Origin of the sequence: Dyella sp. A6 (assembly GCF_036320485.1) — a bacterium.
Taxonomy (GTDB): domain Bacteria; phylum Pseudomonadota; class Gammaproteobacteria; order Xanthomonadales; family Rhodanobacteraceae; genus Rhodanobacter_A; species Rhodanobacter_A aluminiiresistens.
Window position 1 is genome coordinate 3,275,989 of the sequence record NZ_CP132911.1, and the last position, 18,524, is coordinate 3,294,512.

Consider the following 18,524-nt stretch of genomic DNA (forward strand, 5'->3'; position numbering starts at 1 on the left):
CTCCGCGGAGTAGTTCGCTGACTTGCTCATCGCTCCATACTCTCAAAGTCTGGAGCCTCCGAGAAAGCCGGGGCGGTTCAATTCTTTTCAACGACCGCGATCGGGGCACTCCTGCTTACCTTAACAAGCCACGAACTTTCCCCTATTGGCATACCAAAGTCGTGAAACCAAAGAACACCCTCCTGCACCATGCTAGCCTCGACCTTATATAAGCCAGGCTTAGCCGGCGGCATCATTGAAATATCGGCAGAATAAACACCATTTGCAACAAGACCGCCATCCAGCTCCATTCGTGCGTCCCAGCCCGAGTCCGGAGAACCCTCTTTCCCAACCGGCACAAAACGCCAAGAAACACGAATTGGGTGCCCCTCATCCGAATGAAAACTTATGTAGTCTGAAGACTCATTCTTGATATTTAATGTTGCCAACAAACTACCACGAACCACACTCGGGTGGAGCAAATCTAACCGTACGTGTTTAATAACCCCCGGCGGGACTCGCCCACGAAAGGAACGAAGAACAATGTCATTCGACCTGCCCTTATTTACCTGAATCAGCGAATCACTCACACCAATAGGCATGCCAAAGTCCTGAAACCATAACACGCCCTCCTGGACCAAGCTGACTTCAACTCGATAAAGACCAGGCTTGCTTGGTGGAACCATTGAGATATTTGTGAAATAGTCTTTACCCACCATAATATCCCCATCCAGGTCCTTTCGGGGCTTCCAATCCGTGTCCGGAGGCGCCACAACACTTACTGGAACGAAGCGCCATGAAATCCGAATTGGATGACCATCATCGGAAATGGAGCTAAGATTTTTACTGGCGGCATTACTAATACCAATGGTCGCCAATATTCTGTCGTGAGAAGCGTGTAGCCCTATAACATCAATCCGCATTCTCTTGACGACATCCAATGGGACCTTGCCACTAAAATGAGTACGGTGATACATAACACTATTCGGCAAGCAACCACTGCCATGTCCAACAACCACAACCCGACGCACCAGATCAGCAAACTTCGCATACCCAAGACCCGCCTCATGTGCGTACGCTGAAAGTCTATTGTTAACTACATAGCACGGCGGATGCTTCACTAAATAGAACATATTTGGCGCATTACCTGAATAGCCATTAAGGACCGGTCTATTTAAGGCAATGGAAAGCCTCATGCCATCAATTTCATTCTCCATCGAGAATTCGTCATCACTACCAGGCGGCACATACACAATAGCACCACGCGAAAGTATCGACGGCGTTTTTGATAAAAGCCGATTCACTCTCTCATGAAGAGTCTTAAAAGGCACGTCATAGCTTCTAAAGGCCACTCCTTCAGCCACCATCAATAAAACCATGCCGACTGCAATTGCAGTCTTGAATCTGCTGTTCGAAGACACCAGTCTATCGAACCCTAAAGCCCCCAACACCGCCACTGGGAACACCATAATCAAATTGATTCGCGACACCGCACGAATGGCATTAATCAATGGGAGCGTATGTACAAATGAGTAAAGACTATGGCCGCGCACATCCAAAGTAAAGAGAACAAGTATGACTAGCGCAGCGAATGTAATATTGCGCAAAGCTCCCTTGACTTTCAGGATGCCGAAAATTGAAAGCATCGAGGCCGCAGCACCAAAAAACATCTGCTGCTCCCAGCGCATGGGCACGCCTTGAATTCGGCTACTCCACCGCCCCCAGATCATTGAGTTGTCTGCAAGCAAGTAGCTCTGCAAACGAGGCAGCATCATGCTCATCTCATGATAATGCCGACGAAACTTATAAATATGCGCATAATACGCATATGGATAAAACAAGCCCAACAATGCAATGAAGCATATTGCTAATATAGCGATTAGACGCCATATTTCGCGATCACTTGCGCTTTTGAATGATCGATTAATCGCTACGTACGGCGCGCCGTACACAGCATGATTTTGCACAACATTCTTCCCTACCAAGAAATAGGCCAGAACGTAAGCCAACAGTAACAGGGAAAGAAAGTAGCCGAGATAAATGGAACAATAAAATTGAACTGTCACCCAAAAAATAGCAAGAGCTAAGTCTTTAAATGCACATCCCGCAATAAAATCCTGCAACGCCAGTACGGCAAGCGGAACAGCAAATCTGTACGCAAGCTGCGCATGCCCATCTTGGACTGATACATCCATCGAAAATGTGAAAATAAAGGCACCAACTGCAGCAGCGCGAGACGTAATCCCAAGTCGTCGGAGAACATAGTAGCAACAGAAGAAATTCAAGGGAATGGAAAACGTATACCAACCCGTAAATGCAGCTTCAGGCGTCAGACCAGTAAGTCGCAGCAAAACATATGCAATGAAAGTACCAAAATGATTATCACTAAACGCCAAGACGCCAGGATATGGATAAAAGTATGGCGGCGACCATAAAAACTTGTCCTTCCCGGTAATCCAACGAAATAGATGCTCAAGGATTACGTTATTGAACCTCGCATCCCCCATGTCACCAGGCATAGCGTGAAAGTAGCTTGACTGGTGAAGTGTGATGAAGACAAAGCCAATAATGAACAGAACCAGCGGCCAAAGCATGCCCGATGGCGTGGAAGCTAAAGTGGAACTTGTTTCGTACTTGCCTTTCATCATGCGTCATCTCATCAAGAAGTTACCTACGCGGACACGCGATAGGCCGCCTCCAAAGTCTCAAGAGTTTAAGCCGCGCGTTACATGATTGAGACTGGAGCAACTATTTTCTTCTAATCTTGTGAAGACTGTAGGATACCGACATCGTCTCATTTCTTTGATAAGCAGGACACTGATTTGATTTCGCTCAATTAAACTTGATTATGGCTGTTTAATGAAGTCTTAAAAACAAAATGTTTTCTCGCCGCGTAGTTCCAGAAAAAGACCACTCCAGTACCAATCAATTTCGAAACCAGTGGATGTATAGAAGCGATGTCAATGCAGGCCCATAAAACAGCTTGATTAATCATCAAGCCAATTGAGCTGACCAAAAAAACTGCCGAAAGCTCATGATGCTTGCGCACGAAGCGCGCACCGCTCTTGAAAACGAAACGAATTGAAAGTACGTAGTTGAAGAGGGTCGCAGCGGTAAAGCTGGCTATAGCACTCCAAAACCATGAGAGATGCACCACTCCGGTGAGCGCTGCGAATATCAAAAAATCCAAGGCTGCCGCAGCGCCGCCAACAAAGAAGTAGCGAACTATTTTCATCGGAAAAGATTATATTTTACGATGCAGTAAACGGCACGAACACCGTCCCTCCAGCCGATTTTTTTCCCTTCTTCATATGTTCTTCCGTAATATGAAATGCCGACTTCATATATGCGCGATTTTGTCTTCGCAATTTTTGCAGTGATCTCGGGCTCGAATCCGAAGCGGTTTTCTTCGATCACGATGCCTTGAATAATTTCTCGACGGAACACCTTGTAACAGGTTTCCATATCTGTCAGATCAAGGTTCGTGAACATATTAGAAAGGAGCGTGAGGAAACCGTTACCAAGACGATGCCAATAATAGAGAACTCGATGCGGCCGCCCGCCCATGAACCTAGAGCCGAAAACCACATCAGCCTTATCCTGTAAAATCGGCTCCACCAGCAACGAATACTCATTTGGATCGTATTCCAAATCAGCATCTTGAATAACGACTACATCGCCGGTTGCAGCCTGAATACCGGTTCGCAGCGCGGCACCCTTACCTTGGTTTACACCATGGTAAATGATCTTGTCGACCAATGACGATATTTCGCCCTCTAGAATTGCACGGGTATTATCTTTCGAGCAATCATCTACAATAATTATTTCTTTCGAATCGTAAGCCGAAGCGCGAACGGCATCCACTATGGTTCTAATGGTTTTTTCTTCGTTGTAGCAAGGAATCACAATCGAAAGCTTCATGTTTTTACAACTCCCCTAAAATAAGCAATCGTCTCCTTGAGCCCATCCTCTAGGGATATTTTGGGCTCCCACCCCATTACAGCCTTTGCCAAACTAATATCAGGTTTTCTTTGTCGAGGATCATCTTGCGGAAGTGGCTCATGTATTACCTTGGATTTGCCGCCAGTCAGACGAAGCACCATCTCTGCAAGCTCCAGCATCGTAAATTCACCTGGATTGCCGATATTCACTGGACCAGTGAATTCTGAAGGCGTATCCATCGTGCGCAGTATTACTTCGATCAAATCATCAACATAACAAAAACTGCGTGTTTGGCTACCATCACCATAGATCGTGATGTTTTCATTTTTAAGTGCTTGCACAATGAAATTACTTACTACCCGACCGTCATTCGGATGCATGCGAGGGCCGTACGTATTAAAAATACGCACCACCTTAATATCCAAATTGTGCTGCCGCTTGTAGTCAAAGAATAAAGTCTCTGCGCAGCGCTTCCCTTCGTCATAGCAGCTACGAATTCCCACGGGATTTACGCGTCCCCAGTAACCCTCAGGCTGGGGATGGACCTCAGGGTCACCATAGACTTCGCTTGTCGAAGCCTGAAGTATCTTGGCGCCGACTCTCTTTGCAAGCCCCAGCATGTTGATTGCGCCATGCACACTAGTTTTGGTGGTTTGCACGGGATCAAACTGGTAATGTATCGGCGACGCAGGGCAAGCTAAATTGAAGATTTTATCAACTTCAACATGGAGAGGGAGAGTTACATCGTGGCGCATGACCTCAAAGCGCTGATCACTCATCAAATGAGCTACATTACTTTTGCTTCCTGTGTAAAAGTTATCAACACAAAGTACATCGCTCCCAGCAGCGAGCAAACGCTCACACAGATGTGACCCTAGGAACCCTGCGCCGCCGGTAACAAGAATCTTAGAAGCTTGTTGATAATTCATGCGAAGTCATCCATTAGATTAGCGTCGACCGATTGAATGATATTCGAAGCCGCCAATTCTGACCAGATCGGGACTATAGATATTGCGTCCGTCGAATATTATTGCTCGCCGAAGACTCCTTTTCACTGCATCAAAATCAGGATTTCTAAACTCTTTCCACTCAGTAATTATTATAAGTGCGTCCGCGCCCATACAAGCCTCGAGCGGTGATGCCGCAAAGCGTATTCTTGAATCCTCTCCATAAATACGTGCAGCTTCGTCCATCGCCACCGGATCATAGGCAGTAACCGTCGCTCCGGACTCAAACAGGTCCTCAATGATCACACGACTTGCCGCTTCACGCATGTCGTCAGTATTCGGCTTGAAGGCCAGCCCCCAAATGGCGACATTAGCACCAGATAAAGCAGCTCCAAGTGAACCACGTACCTTGTCGACTAAAACATGCTTCTGTCGTTCGTTAACATCTTCTACAGCACTTAGAATATGTAAATGCTGCCCATGGTCTTTAGCAGTTTTCACCAAAGCCTTGACATCTTTCGGGAAACACGATCCTCCATAACCACATCCGGGGTAGAGAAAGGAATAGCCGATGCGGGAGTCAGAGCCGATACCAAGCCGTACAGACTCGATATCTGCGCCGGTTTCTTCAGCCAGTAAGGCGAGTTCGTTCATGAAACTTATTCGCGTCGCAAGCATTGAGTTTGCCGCGTATTTTGTCAGTTCGGCTGAACGTGCATTCATGACGATCATGCGGTCATGATTGCGAACATATGGAGCATAGAGTGCGCGCATTATCTCAATCGCCTTAGGATCCTCAGATCCAATAACAACTCTATCCGGACTCATGAAGTCATCGATCGCTGCTCCTTCTTTGAGGAACTCAGGGTTAGATACAACACTGAATGACGTATCCAAGCCCCTCCTCACCAATTCAGCGCAAATGGCGCTCTTGACCTTATCAGCAGTGCCAACCGGGACCGTTGACTTGTCCACCACAACTTTATATCCATCCATATATTTGCCGATGCTAGTAGCAGCAGCAAGAACATATTGAAGGTCCGCAGATCCATCTTCGTCAGGAGGTGTTCCAACAGCAATGAATTGAATGGCACCATGCTTGACGGCAATCTCCGCACTAGACGTAAAATGCAGCCGACCCGCCTTTACATTACGCTGAATCAATTCCTTTAACCCTGGCTCATGTATAGGAACAACTCCATTGTTCAGCATGTCAATCTTGTCTTGATTAACATCAAAGCACAATACATCATTTCCAGTTTCCGACAGGCAGGCACCGGAAACTAAGCCGACGTATCCCGATCCAATCACTGTTACCTTCATTACCCACCTCAACAATATTCAAAGAAAGACTGAAACACCGCTCGTAGTCATTCTTTAATTATGAACGATTGGAACGTATATAGCCACTTAACTCTACTGTCTTCGCCTTCATCAATTCCACATCAGCTACTGACTCGACATTCAGTCGAAGCAATGGCTCAGTATTTGACACTCTAACGTTAAACCGCCAATCACTGAACGCCAAACTAACTCCATCAGTCCGATTTAACGCACCACCTAGAGACTCGTATTTAGTCACAAGGTTATTCATTACCTGCGCCGCATCATCGACCGTGAAGTTAATTTCACCACTGCACGGAAATGCCGCGATTCGCTCGGCAAGCATTTTTTTAAGGGATATGCCTGTGTGACTGATACGCTCGGCAATCAATAACCACGGAATCATTCCAGAATCGCAATATGCGAAGTCACGAAAGTAATGATGCGCACTCATTTCACCGCCATAGATGGCATCCTCTGCCCGCATACGCTCCTTGATGAATGCATGACCTGTCTTGCTTTCTATCGGCACCCCACCGCTGGCATGCACCATATCAATGGTATTCCAGGTAAGCCTAGGATCGTGGATGATTTTCGACCCGGGATGCGTCTCAAGAAGCTGTGCAGCCAGCAGACCCACAAGGTAATAGCCTTCGATAAACTCTCCATCACTGTCGAAGAAAAAGCAACGATCAAAGTCTCCATCCCATGCAATACCAAAATCTGCCTTTGCGGCAATTACTGCATCGCTCGTCGCCTGACGATTCTCAGGCAATAGCGGATTCGGGATACCGTGAGGAAATGTGCCGTCCGGATCGTGGCAAATGCGAATAAACTCAAATGGGAGGTGTTTAGCAAGCTCATCCACCACCAACCCGGCACCGCCGTTCCCTGCATTGACGACAATGCGAAGCGGCTTAAGTTGACCCACATTCACATAACTTAGCAGATGCTCGATATAGGCGCTTTTGTCCGTATCCCGCAATAGACCACCTGGTGTGGCGCTATCGGAAAACCGTCCCGACTCAACAAGATCTTCGATCTCACGTAGCCCCGTGTCCCCGCTAATAGGCCGTGAATCCCGGCGGACAAGTTTCATTCCATTGAAATCGATTGGATTATGGCTGGCCGTCACCATAATGCCGCCATTGACGCTACGATGCGCCGTCTGAAAATACACTTCTTCGGTTCCACACAGCCCTATATCGATGACGTCGCAGCCAGCTTGACGCAGTCCATTTGTCAATGCTCGCGCCAGCCCAGGACTACTGAGCCTTACGTCGTAGCCTACAACCACTTCACCTTGGCCCACCACCTCGGCGTACGCTCGACCAACACGCTCAGCCATGGCTTCGTTCAACTCGTCGGGCAGTCGACCTCGAATGTCATAGGCCTTAAATGATTTCAATGGCATTTTTAAATATCCTCAGCAACGTCGGCATACGCCGTTACGCCGCATACATCCAGGACAGAGTCTGCTCCATCGGAACGACATCCAGCGGCCCGATAAGTTGTTCAAGCTTTTTGTTACATCCCGTGAGTCGTAGGACATCGTTTGCGCGTACAAATGCCGGATTGACCTGAATTTTTATTTGGTAGCCAGCAATCTTTTCGAGTATGTGGACGATATCCATCAAGGAGTGTGCCACACCCGAGCAAATGTTCACGACGTTGCCATTGCCACAGCTACGGGCCCCAAGTAATTGGCGGTAGGTTCGAGCGACGAAGCGCACATCCTGGAAATCGCGTGCTATGTCTATGTTACCAAGTTCGATTACGCGCTCGCCACGCCGGAAATGATTCACGATTTTTGGCAGCAGGAACTTCTCGTTCTGCCCAACACCCGTGTAGTTAAATGGACGAGTCAGAGTTATCGGTAGCTTATCCATCCATAAGCTTGCCATGTATTCCATGGCTAATTTGCTCACTGCGTAATCATTGGCTGGCGCAGGAGGCGTGTCCTCCGTGATCGGCTCGACATCAGCGTTGCCATACACATTGGCGCTGCTTGCCAGCACAACCCGTTCCGGTCGCTTTTTTGCTGCGGCCAACGCCTCCAGCAGGTTGCGTGTACCGACCACATTGACGCGATACATTTCGTCGACGTCGCCATGCGCAACGAACGCGATCGCGGCCAGATGCAGCACGACGTCGGCATCGGCATCGGCGACCGCACGCTGGACCGCATCCCGGTCCAGCAGGTCCGCCTCGATCGTCTGGCCTGGAGCGTCGTCACTTGCCTGACTGGCGATGCCGATCACCTGGTAGCCCGCCTGTTCCAGTTCACGAGCCACATAGCGGCCCGTGAACCCCGTATGCCCGGTCAGAAGTGCGCGTGGCCTGACCATGTCAGAACGAGGCACCGCGCTCGTTCCGAGCGAGGTCGGCCTCGACCATCATCCGGCAGAGCTCCTCGAGCGACGTCTTCGGTTCCCAGCCCAGCTTCTCGCGCGCCTTGGAGGCTTCGCCGATCAACAGATCAACCTCCGCCGGCCGGTAGTAACGCGGATTGACGCCGACCAGTTCGCGACTGGTGGCTGCGTCGAAACCTCGCTCGTCCTCACCGCTGCCTCGCCACTCGATATCGATCCCGGCCGCCTTGAATGCCATGGTGACGAAATCGCGCACAGTTTCCGTGCGGTTGGTGGCGAGCACATAGGTATCCGGCTCGTCAGCCTGGAGCATGCGCCACATGCCTTCGACATATTCCCTGGCATAACCCCAGTCACGCTTCGCGTCGAGGTTGCCTAGCTCGAGGCGATCCACCAGCCCCAGCTTGATCTTGGCCACGGTGTCCGTGATCTTACGCGTCACAAATTCACGTCCGCGCAACGGCGATTCGTGATTGAACAGAATGCCACTGCATCCGAAGATGCCATAGGACTCCCGGTAGTTGACCGTGATCCAGTGCGCGTAGAGCTTCGCCACACCATAAGGGCTGCGCGGGTGGAACGGGGTGTCTTCCTTTTGCGGCACGGCCTGCACCTTGCCAAACATTTCCGATGTCGAGGCCTGGTAGAAGCGGATTTCCGGATTAACGATGCGAATCGCCTCGAGCAGGTTGAGCGCGCCGATACCGGTGATCTCGGCCGTGGTCACCGGCTGCTCGAAGGATACGCCGACATAGCTCTGCGCTGCCAGGTTGTACACCTCGGTAGCACCGCTGGTCTGAAGCAGACGGATCGCCGCGGAAAGATCGGTGAGATCAAATTCCACCAAGTGTAGATTCGGATGTTTGTCGACCCCGAGCTCCGCCATGCGCCAGAAGTTCACCGAGCTGGTACGCCGATAAGTGCCGTACACCTGATAGCCCTTATCCAGCAGCAACTGGGCTAGATAGGCACCGTCCTGGCCGGTGATACCCGTGATGACCACCCTTTTCATGGTTACTCCTCAAAAACTCTTTTTGTTCGATTTCAGTGGTACGCCATCATGTCAACGGCCATGACTATCCGTAGTCCGGCGTCCCATAAACACGATGCTGCGTTCGATATTTACTTACTGACCGCCGATGGCTCCACATTCACCCATTCGATGGCCTCTCCGGCAGTCTCGCCCTTTTCCCCCAACCACGCTACCTGCGCGCTTGGCGGCACTCCGTTGCCCAGCAGCAACGCCAGCAGGTTTTGAGCACTCTCGGCCCAGGTCAGACGCTGCATCCCTTCCGAGCGAACGTGATGCCCTTGCCGGTAGGCCTCAAGCCAAACCTCAATGGACCTTGCAAGGGTCTCGCTGTCGGCATGCTCAGGAAAGTATGTAGCATGGTTCTGTGCCACCTCACGGAATACCGGGATATCGCGAGCCAGTATCGGCAGGCCATGCTGTGCGGCTTCGATCAATGGCAGGCCAAAGCCTTCCCCTTCCGAAGCGGCGACCAGACATGCGCTTGAGGCATAGACCTGCTCCAGGTACTCGTCGCTTATGCCTTCAAGCCAATGCAGCCTTCTGCCGAACTCCGGGTGCTTGCGCAAGCGCGCAGCCAGCTCATCGCTCTTCCAGCCCTGCTTGCCGACAATGACCAGATTGAAAGCCTCGCCACGCCGCCACAGTGCATCGCAGGCATCGAGCACTGCAGAATGCCCCTTGCGTGGCTCAATGGTGCCGACCATGAGTAGGCTCGGGCGTTCACGTAGGAGAGTCAGAATTTCAATGGCTCTCACGGGCATGCCACGACTCGGCGATGAGCTCTGGATATCAGCTCCATTATGAGACCAGCCGATGCGGGGATGTTGAGTCCGGTGCCGTTCGTCAAGCCAGTCGCTAAAGTCACGCGCCACTGCTTTGGAAACGGCGATAACCGTATTTGCGCCGGCAATTGTTTCAAGCCAATCCGCAAAACCGGCTTCTGCCCCTGCCGGAAAATGCTCCGGCATTCTTACACTAAGCAGATCGTGGATCAGGAATCCTACCGTTACACCCTGAGCCATCATCTCTTCAAAGTACTTCCGATGTGCGGACACCACAAGCGGCTGAAGGTCCAAGCCAAAAAAAACATCACCAGAGCCAAACTCAACTGGCGCATCTTCAATATGCGCCCCGCCATGCCCGAAGAACTTCTCTGTAAACTTCCGCGCATAGCGATAACCTTGCGCATCAACTGACGCATATACAGGCTCCACTCGGTAATTCTGCGGCGGATTATTGAACCACTCTCCAAGAATGCTGCGCACAACACGCTGTATACCTGTTCCAACATCTCTTTTGATTAGTTCTGAGACGTCGACGAGAAACTGTTGTGAGCACACACCCTCGACCAATATGTCCTTGAGATGCTCCGCACTCTCGCTCCAGCTTAGCCAGTGCAAATTCTTGCTACGTGGATGCTTTCCTGCAAGGTACAAGGCCAACCAATCAGTCAATGCGACTGCCAACTCCCGAGCATCAGCTCCACGAAAATAGTAAGCGTGGTCCCCAGCTACTTCGTGGAAAACCGGAATATCGCGCGCCACGATCGCAAGACCATGCTTAGCCGCCTCGACCAGCGAGAGGCCAAAGCCCTCGTTCAGACTGGCTGCGATCAGGCACGTACTGTACGCATAGATCTGCTCAAGATACTCGTCACTGATACCCCGCAGCCAGAACAGCCGATGTCCATTCTCGGGATGAGTTTCAATGCGTTTGGCCAACGCCTCCGTCTTCCATCCGGACTGGCCGACCAACACCAAGTTGACGTCTTCACCATCAGCCCAAAGCGCCTCGACAGCATCGAGGATCTGTTGCTGGCACTTGCGGGGTTCCAGGGTTGAAACGCAGAGGAAACTCGGTCGCGCACGCAATTTATCGAAAACCGAGTCAGCATCGTCTGGCAATCCCCTAGACGGAAGCGAGCCAGCGAGATCTCCACCTATGTGATTCCATTGCAAAGCAAACGCAGAATCTGTTGGCACATTCTCTTTCTTCAACCAATCAGCATAGGCCGAAGCGGTAGCCTCAGATATACATATCGCGCCATCTGTACCGGCAATCATGGCAAGCAGGCGAACATGATATGCGCTTAGGTCGCCTAACGAAAATAGTTCCGGAAACTGAATCGGCAACAGGTCATAGACAAGAAACTTGACCGTTACACCATCGGCTCGCAGTTGTCGATAGAAGTCCGCGTGTTTGAGCTGGACATGGTGCTGCAGGTCCAAACCGAAAAATATATCGCCACGCTGCCAGTCAATGATGCAGTCGTCTTCTTCCGCCGGCGCCTCGCCCAGAAGCTTCGCGGTAAAACGTCGCGCATAGCGATACCCCTGCTCCAGGGTCGCATAGACCGGCTCAACCGTATAACCGGCCGGTGGATTGGACAGCAGCGCAGCCAGGTAGCTGCGTACCACACGCTGCACCCCGGTGGCAGCGTCGTGCTGACATAGCTCGGAAACATCCACCAGCAACTGACGCCTGATACCGTTCGTCTCGTTCTGGGCAAGTTTCCAGGCCAGGTCGAGCAGCGCCGAATCCGTCCAGCCACCTAACTCGCCGCCCAATGCATCGATCAGGGCGCCCCTGCCCCGGCCACGCCTGTGTGTAGGCCGCTGAGAACCCGCTATACAACGCTCCCAGGCCTCGAGTGCCCGTCGCGCGGTGATGTCCCAGGAGAACAACTTTGCCTGTTCCAGTCCATGCTTGCGCAAAGCCTGACGAAATGTCGGCGACGTGAGCACCTCACTCATTTTTCCGGTCATTGCCGCCTGATCGTTCGGATCGAACAGCGCAGCATCCCAACCAACCACCTCGGGCAGCGAGCTGGTATTCGCGGCGATCACCGGAGTGCCGCATGCCATCGCCTCCAGTGCCGGAAGCCCGAAGCCTTCGTGCAGCGATGGAAACACGAACATTACGGCATCGTTGTAGAGCCACAACAGCTCTTCATCACTAACGTAGCCCGTAAAGATCAGCTCGTCTTTACTTAACCCAGCTTTCTGCGCTTCTACTCGCAACTGCTCGACATTGCCGTCCGGCATTTTTCCCGCCAAGACCAGTTGATGCTTCGCACGCAACTCGTCAGATAAAGCAGCGTAGGCGCGGATCAAGCGAGGAAGATTCTTCCTTGGATCGCAGCCACCGGCATAAAGCACAAACTGACGCCAAATACAGAATTTGCTCTTCAGCGACGCACACGCAGCATTATCTAATTTGAGTAATCGGAACTGCCCCTCTACCGCCGACCGCATATTGGTCACATGCGATGAACTTAGTGTGAGTGCATTGATCGCCTCTTGGCGAGAGAAATCGGAAATAGCCAAATAGCACGATGCGCGCCTCAGATAATCAATCCTTCTACGGTAATAATCAGCATAGCGGGGATTTGAATCTAGGTAGGCGGATGGATTTAGGAGCGGAATCAGATCATGCAACACCACACTTACTGGTGTCGAGTCATCAAATGTTCCAACACTAACAACAGCATCGTCTCCAAAACCTTCGAACAAGCTGATAATGTGCACAAGATCCGGCCCAAGGCTTTCGATGAAAGCCTCTCGCATCCGCTCGGCAACTTTGATACGCGCTTCATTTTCTGCATGGATCGCGCACAGCGGCATGGCGGCATTCCAGACCCGAATAGCACCAACAGGCAACAAATCACGGAATGCATCACTAATTATGCGAACACTTTCAGGGAACGCGCCACTAAGCACCAGAATCAGTTCATGCTCCCCTCGATTTTTCGCCAGCGCCTGTACGAACGACATCGTATGGCGTCCAATACCCCGGAAGCGACTCTCCCCCTGAGCACCCTGCATGTCGATGACAATACGCATCAATCCCGCCCTCCTGCGGATCGCTGTACCTGCTGCAAGTGCGCGTATATCTTTCTTACGCGCAAGGGGGTCGCATCCAAGTTCAATCCGCCACCATTGGGTGACTGATGTTCCTCGGCATGGGATGAGGGTGTCGTCATTGGATCCGTCTCATCAACCAGCTTGGCATTCAGTGCTATCACGCGTAAGCGGCGATGCATGAGTGGCCAGCGATTCGTTTGCCGGACAAACCAGGCTCTCAACACCGGGCGCGCAAGCACTGTGCCCATCAAGGCTAGCAGGAGGGGACGCAGCAGGTGCTTGAGTTGTCTGAGCGTGGCACGAAACGAGCGCCGCCCAAGCGCATATTCACCGCGCAACAGACGGTGCACACCGCGCACCGGTCGCGTGACACGCCAGGAACGACTTCTGAGGATGGCCCCGAATCGTGCTTCGCTGTCTTCGGCCACAACCCGCCAACGGTCACGTTCGGCATATGCCTCGGACTGTTCGGCACGCAACCGAGCCTCGTTGGCCGATGCCTGTTCGACCTGACGGGCACACTCCTCCCGCAACTTGGCCTCATTAGCCAACGCCTGTTCCGCCTGCCGGGCGCATTCGGCACGCACCCACGCTTCGTTGGCCGATGCCTGCGCGACCTGCCGGGCACACTCCCCCCGCAACTTGGCCTCATTCGCTGACGCCTGTTCCGTCAATCTGGCGTACTCGGAACGAAGCCTGACACTCTCAGCAACCTCAAGGTCGATCTGCTGCCGAAGCTCACCCAATGCATGTCTGTGGTCAATCAGCGCAAGCTCTCGACGCTCGTTCTCGGAATCAAGAAAACGGGCCCTGGCGTCGATCTCCCGTGCCTGATTCTCAAGTTCAGCTGCCCTCACTGTCAGATGATGACATGGGCCCTGCGTACCCACTAATTTGAAATCGTCGAAGACGCAAGGCGGGTACTGGAAAGCTTCGAGCAATTCCGCGTGCTCCTCGGCCACATAAAACCGATTAAGCCCATCGAAATAGGCGAACAGATACCCCTTACTAGTCAGCAAGGACTCCCACTCCGAATGATTCTCCCGCGGCTTTATTCGTTGATCCCTCTCCATGGGATTCATTGGCAGAGTGCTTTCTACTACTACAACCCAAGGACGCACTGACGCCTTCTGCCATCCCTCAAGGACTAGTTTTTCGGCACCTTCGACATCAATTTTCAGCCAATGCAACGGTTCGTCGTGAAAGCGCGCCAGCACTTCATCGAGTGTAAGCATCGGCACCAGACGAGATACCACCCCAAGACCGGCCAACTTATGCCGGTCAGCGATCTGCGGCTGCAACGTCGAAAGCCCGGTACCCTCGATATCGAAAAACTCGATGACGCCACTTTTCTTACCAAGCGCCACCTCGAGCACAGCATCCCCCGGGCGTGCCTGCCGCAGCTTTTCTGCATAGTCGAGATTGGGCTCAACATGAATGCCACGCCAGCCGCGTTCGTAGAACGCCATACTGACTGAGAATTCGACTGGATCCTGAGCGCCGATGTCAAGATAGTGTCCATCCTGTACATCCCCCAGTGCCCGCCAGAGCATAAGGTCCTCGAAATTCTGGGCGTAGGAAGTAAAGCTCATAGAGTGCTGATCGTGATTTCAGGGTCAATCCACGCCATGCCCGTAAAATGCGGCTTTCGTATATTGATGACATTGAATACCAGCGCGAGATCGCGCCATTCATAATTGTTTACTGTGTGTACATCCCGGTCCGTCAGTGCAGTCTGCACCGAATAAGTCCCCGGCCCCAGGTTGGCAGGAAAAGCAAATTCGAAACGAATCCTGCTTCCCGCCCGGACATTCGTCAGCACACAATTCTTCAGGTGGGTGTTGGTGCCGTACACCACCTGACCAAGGCGGTCCTTGATGCCATAACCCAGCACCAGCTTTTCCAGGTCTTCACGACACTCGACCTCGACCATCAGTTTGACGCGCTGCCCCACATCCACCACCTCGAGGCGTCGCCCATCGGTATCGAGCATGGCGATATCGGTGACCGTCGCATCTCCGGTACCGGAGATGGTCTGGACCTTGCCACTCTCGTGCTCGACCTGGCGAACCGTCTGCCCCTCGTTCGCATTCTCGGCAAGCATGGCGTTGTAGTAATCCATGACGGCTTCGGGCGAGCCCTCCATGGCCAGTTTACCGGCCATCAGCAGGATCGCCCTGTCGCACACGGCCTGGATGGCGTCCTTGCTGTGCGACACAATCAGCAGCGTGGTGCCCAATTCGCGGTATTCACGAATCCGCGCAAAGCTCTTGTGCTGGAAATAGGTATCGCCGACCGACAACGCCTCATCAACAATCAGGATATCCGGCCGGATCGCAGTGGCCACACTGAACGCAAGACGCATCTGCATGCCACTGGAATACACGCGTACCGGTTGGTCGATGTAATCGCCAATCTCGGCAAAGGCCTCGATCTCCGGCATCAGCCGAACGAGCTCCTCCGGCGTATAGCCCAGAAGCTGCCCCGCCATGATCGCGTTCTGGCGCCCGGTAAAATCCGGATGGAAGCCCATCCCAAGTTCGAGCAGCGCCGCCACCCGGCCCTGCAGGTGCACTGAGCCGGTGGTCGGCTGCACGGTCCCGGTGATGATCTTGAGCAGCGTACTCTTGCCGGCACCATTCAGGCCAACGATGCCGATGGCGTCGCCAGGCTGGACTGTGAAACTAATATCCTCCAGCACCCATTTTTTTATGTGATGCGCCTTTTGGGTCAGCGATACCCATTCCATGAAGCGCGCCCAGAGCGACGGGTACTGCCGGTACGCCTTACCCACTTTGCTGACGGAAATAGTACTCATCAGAGTTCATCCACCATTTCGCCGACATGACGCCGGAACAGATAAAGACCCAGCGCACAAAGTGCCAACGAAAATGCAGCTATTGGCCACAAGTGCGCCCAGCTCGGCCAAACAGAACGAAGAAATACCTGCTGATAACCTTCAATCAGAACGGCCATTGGGTTCAGTAGTTCAAAGCGTTTCATCGAAGCCGGAAGAATATTGCTGACATATACAATCGGCGTCAACCAGAACCAAAATTGTAGAACGATTCCATAGAACTGACCAACATCCCTGAAAAAGACATTGAGAACACCAATAACAACACCGAGGCCAATCGAAAAAAGCAACTCAATAGCAAGCAGAGGAAACATTCCAAAGAATGCAAACCCCGGAAAGTGACCCGACACTAGAAGAAAGGCAAGAAAAAGACCAAATATAATTGCAAAATTTATTAGTGAACTCAATGTCACAATAATTGGAAGACAAAGCCTTGGAAAGCTTAACTTCTTAATTAGATTTGCATTATCTATAAATACATTCTGCATGCGCCCGGACAACTCAGTAAACAATCCCCACGGCAGAACACCAGCGCAAAGATATACGCTATAGGCAAAACGACCAGTAGCCCCAGACAACCTAGCGTGCATGATCCCAGCAAGTACCAGGGTATAAACCAAGATCATCGCCAGCGGATTCAACACGACCCAGGCCGCACCGAGCATGGAATTTCTATACTTGTTTTGAAACTCGCGCTTGACACTACCCATCACAAACGCTCGATAACGCCATAGAGTGCCGAACATTGCTTTCATAGATTTATTCCACCGCAGCCATATTTAAACTCCGTCCGACCGCAGTCGAGATCATGCCTCGGCCGCATCAGAGAGACCACTCCCGCGCCCACACTAGATGCAGATTAGCAAATACACTAATTTAACTGCGCCATTTAAAGATTCCATGCTTTGATGTTTCCCTAATCAGTTTAGGTCGCGGCTTCTCGACTAGGCATTTAGTTCCCTAGAGCAACTTCCAGCTCACACTTCAGATCCGCAACATCTTCTACACCCACCGAAAGCCGCACCAACCCGTCACTAATGCCCAGCCGCTTGCGCATAGCCGTCGGCACCGACGCGTGCGTCATGATCGCAGGATGCTCGATCAGGCTTTCGACACCGCCCAACGATTCGGCCAGCGAAAACAGATGGCAGCCTTCCAGCATACGGCAGGCTCGCTTAAGGCCACCTTTCACCTCGATGCTGATGATGCCGCCGAAGCCGTCCATCTGGCGGCGTGCCAGGGCATGCTGCGGGTGCGACTTAAGCCCGGGGTAGATCACGCGCTCCACCGCTTCGTGCTTTTCCAGCCACTTGGCCAATTCCAGTGCGCTGGCGCAGTGCTCGCGCATGCGCAGGTGCAGTGTCTTCAGGCCACGCATGGCCAGGAAGGCATCGAAAGGACCGGCGATGGCACCGACCGAGTTCTGCAGGAAGGCCATCTGTTCGGCCAGTTCCTTGTTGCCCGCTACCACGATGCCACCCACCATGTCCGAGTGACCGTTGAGGTACTTGGTGGCCGAATGCAGCACCAGGTCGGCACCGAATTCCAGCGGGCGCTGCACCATCGGCGAACAGAAGGTGTTGTCGACGACCAGGATCAGGCCATGCTTTTTCGCAAATGCGGCAACCTTGGCCAGGTCGACCAGCTTCAGCATGGGGTTGGTCGGGGTCTCGGCCCAGATCATCCGGGTAGTGGGCTTCAGCGCCGCCTTCAGGGCCTTGTTGTCGTTGAGGTCGACAAAGCTGAAATCCAGGCCGGCCGAGCGGCGACGCACCCGTTCGAACAGGCGGTAGGTACCGCCGTACAGGTCGTCCATGGCGATCACGTGACTGCCCGAATCGAGCAGGTCCAGCACCGTGGCTGCCGCAGCCAGGCCGGAGCCGAACGCGAAACCGGCCACGCCACCTTCCAAGTCGGCCACGCAACGCTCGTAGGCCATGCGCGTCGGGTTCTGCGTGCGCGAGTATTCGTAGCCCTTGTGCTTGCCAGGGCTTTCCTGCACGTACGTGGAGGTGGCGTAAATCGGCGTCATGATGGCGCCGGTGCTGGGGTCGGGTTGCTGGCCAGCATGGATGGCACGGGTACCGAGCCCAAAGTTCGCAACAGCGGATTTCTTGGTCATGACAGGGATCATATGGCCGCAGGGAGACTGGAGCGGACACAGAGTCGTCCAGTCGATCCGCCATTCTAGCCGGGAAATCCACACGC

At 52.5% G+C, this 18,524-nt stretch carries 13 protein-coding genes; all 13 read right to left on the reverse strand.

The window, feature by feature from the left end; translation table 11 throughout:
* Positions 1 to 77: 77 nt before the first annotated feature.
* Positions 78 to 2,627: a hypothetical protein gene (locus RA164_RS14655; RefSeq protein WP_329741574.1), complete on the reverse strand. Its 2,550-nt coding sequence runs from the start codon at positions 2,625 to 2,627 to the stop codon at positions 78 to 80.
* Between the two features lie 188 nt (positions 2,628 to 2,815).
* On the reverse strand, positions 2,816 to 3,214 hold the full coding sequence (locus RA164_RS14660) for a GtrA family protein (RefSeq protein WP_329741575.1): 399 nt from the start codon (positions 3,212 to 3,214) through the stop codon (positions 2,816 to 2,818).
* Positions 3,211 to 3,900, reverse strand: a complete 690-nt coding sequence (locus RA164_RS14665) for a glycosyltransferase family 2 protein (protein ID WP_329741576.1) — start codon at positions 3,898 to 3,900, stop codon at positions 3,211 to 3,213. The genes RA164_RS14660 and RA164_RS14665 overlap by 4 nt, the downstream gene beginning before the upstream one ends.
* Entirely contained in the window at positions 3,897 to 4,850 is a 954-nt protein-coding gene (locus RA164_RS14670; protein ID WP_329741577.1) for a UDP-glucuronic acid decarboxylase family protein, read from the reverse strand. Before RA164_RS14670 ends, RA164_RS14665 begins: the two co-directional genes overlap by 4 nt.
* Positions 4,851 to 4,868: 18 nt before the next feature.
* Positions 4,869 to 6,191: a UDP-glucose dehydrogenase family protein gene (locus RA164_RS14675; RefSeq protein WP_329741578.1), complete on the reverse strand. Its 1,323-nt coding sequence runs from the start codon at positions 6,189 to 6,191 to the stop codon at positions 4,869 to 4,871.
* Between the two features lie 58 nt (positions 6,192 to 6,249).
* A complete protein-coding gene (locus RA164_RS14680) occupies positions 6,250 to 7,605 on the reverse strand; it encodes a phosphohexomutase domain-containing protein (protein ID WP_329741579.1) in 1,356 nt (451 codons plus the stop codon).
* A gap of 34 nt (positions 7,606 to 7,639) precedes the next feature.
* Positions 7,640 to 8,539: an NAD-dependent epimerase/dehydratase family protein gene (locus RA164_RS14685; RefSeq protein ID WP_329741580.1), complete on the reverse strand. Its 900-nt coding sequence runs from the start codon at positions 8,537 to 8,539 to the stop codon at positions 7,640 to 7,642.
* A 1-nt stretch (position 8,540) separates the two neighbouring features.
* Positions 8,541 to 9,575, reverse strand: coding sequence for a GDP-mannose 4,6-dehydratase (gene gmd / locus RA164_RS14690; RefSeq protein ID WP_329741581.1), 1,035 nt, complete (start codon positions 9,573 to 9,575; stop codon positions 8,541 to 8,543).
* 110 nt (positions 9,576 to 9,685) lie between these two features.
* Complete coding sequence (locus RA164_RS14695; RefSeq protein WP_329741582.1) at positions 9,686 to 13,438, reverse strand: glycosyltransferase family 4 protein; 3,753 nt, start codon at positions 13,436 to 13,438, stop codon at positions 9,686 to 9,688.
* On the reverse strand, positions 13,438 to 15,051 hold the full coding sequence (locus RA164_RS14700) for an FkbM family methyltransferase (RefSeq protein WP_329741583.1): 1,614 nt from the start codon (positions 15,049 to 15,051) through the stop codon (positions 13,438 to 13,440). Before RA164_RS14700 ends, RA164_RS14695 begins: the two co-directional genes overlap by 1 nt.
* The gene (locus RA164_RS14705; protein ID WP_329741584.1) at positions 15,048 to 16,277 is read right to left on the reverse strand and encodes an ABC transporter ATP-binding protein; all 1,230 of its coding nucleotides are present in this window, start codon (positions 16,275 to 16,277) and stop codon (positions 15,048 to 15,050) included. The genes RA164_RS14700 and RA164_RS14705 overlap by 4 nt, the downstream gene beginning before the upstream one ends.
* The gene (locus RA164_RS14710) at positions 16,277 to 17,071 is read right to left on the reverse strand and encodes an ABC transporter permease (protein WP_329741585.1); all 795 of its coding nucleotides are present in this window, start codon (positions 17,069 to 17,071) and stop codon (positions 16,277 to 16,279) included. Before RA164_RS14710 ends, RA164_RS14705 begins: the two co-directional genes overlap by 1 nt.
* 197 nt (positions 17,072 to 17,268) lie before the next feature.
* A complete protein-coding gene (locus RA164_RS14715; protein ID WP_329741586.1) occupies positions 17,269 to 18,438 on the reverse strand; it encodes a trans-sulfuration enzyme family protein in 1,170 nt (389 codons plus the stop codon).
* Between the last annotated feature and the right edge of the window lie 86 nt (positions 18,439 to 18,524).

Coding starts and splice junctions, on each gene's coding strand:
- RA164_RS14655 (WP_329741574.1), bottom strand. CDS start 2,627: ATGATGAAAGGCAAGTACGAAACAAGTTCCACTTTAGCTTCCACGCCA.
- RA164_RS14660 (WP_329741575.1), bottom strand. CDS start 3,214: ATGAAAATAGTTCGCTACTTCTTTGTTGGCGGCGCTGCGGCAGCCTTG.
- RA164_RS14665 (WP_329741576.1), bottom strand. CDS start 3,900: ATGAAGCTTTCGATTGTGATTCCTTGCTACAACGAAGAAAAAACCATT.
- RA164_RS14670 (WP_329741577.1), bottom strand. CDS start 4,850: ATGAATTATCAACAAGCTTCTAAGATTCTTGTTACCGGCGGCGCAGGG.
- RA164_RS14675 (WP_329741578.1), bottom strand. CDS start 6,191: ATGAAGGTAACAGTGATTGGATCGGGATACGTCGGCTTAGTTTCCGGT.
- RA164_RS14680 (WP_329741579.1), bottom strand. CDS start 7,605: ATGCCATTGAAATCATTTAAGGCCTATGACATTCGAGGTCGACTGCCC.
- RA164_RS14685 (WP_329741580.1), bottom strand. CDS start 8,539: ATGGTCAGGCCACGCGCACTTCTGACCGGGCATACGGGGTTCACGGGC.
- gmd (WP_329741581.1), bottom strand. CDS start 9,575: ATGAAAAGGGTGGTCATCACGGGTATCACCGGCCAGGACGGTGCCTAT.
- RA164_RS14695 (WP_329741582.1), bottom strand. CDS start 13,438: ATGCGTATTGTCATCGACATGCAGGGTGCTCAGGGGGAGAGTCGCTTC.
- RA164_RS14700 (WP_329741583.1), bottom strand. CDS start 15,051: ATGAGCTTTACTTCCTACGCCCAGAATTTCGAGGACCTTATGCTCTGG.
- RA164_RS14705 (WP_329741584.1), bottom strand. CDS start 16,277: ATGAGTACTATTTCCGTCAGCAAAGTGGGTAAGGCGTACCGGCAGTAC.
- RA164_RS14710 (WP_329741585.1), bottom strand. CDS start 17,071: ATGAAAGCAATGTTCGGCACTCTATGGCGTTATCGAGCGTTTGTGATG.
- RA164_RS14715 (WP_329741586.1), bottom strand. CDS start 18,438: ATGACCAAGAAATCCGCTGTTGCGAACTTTGGGCTCGGTACCCGTGCC.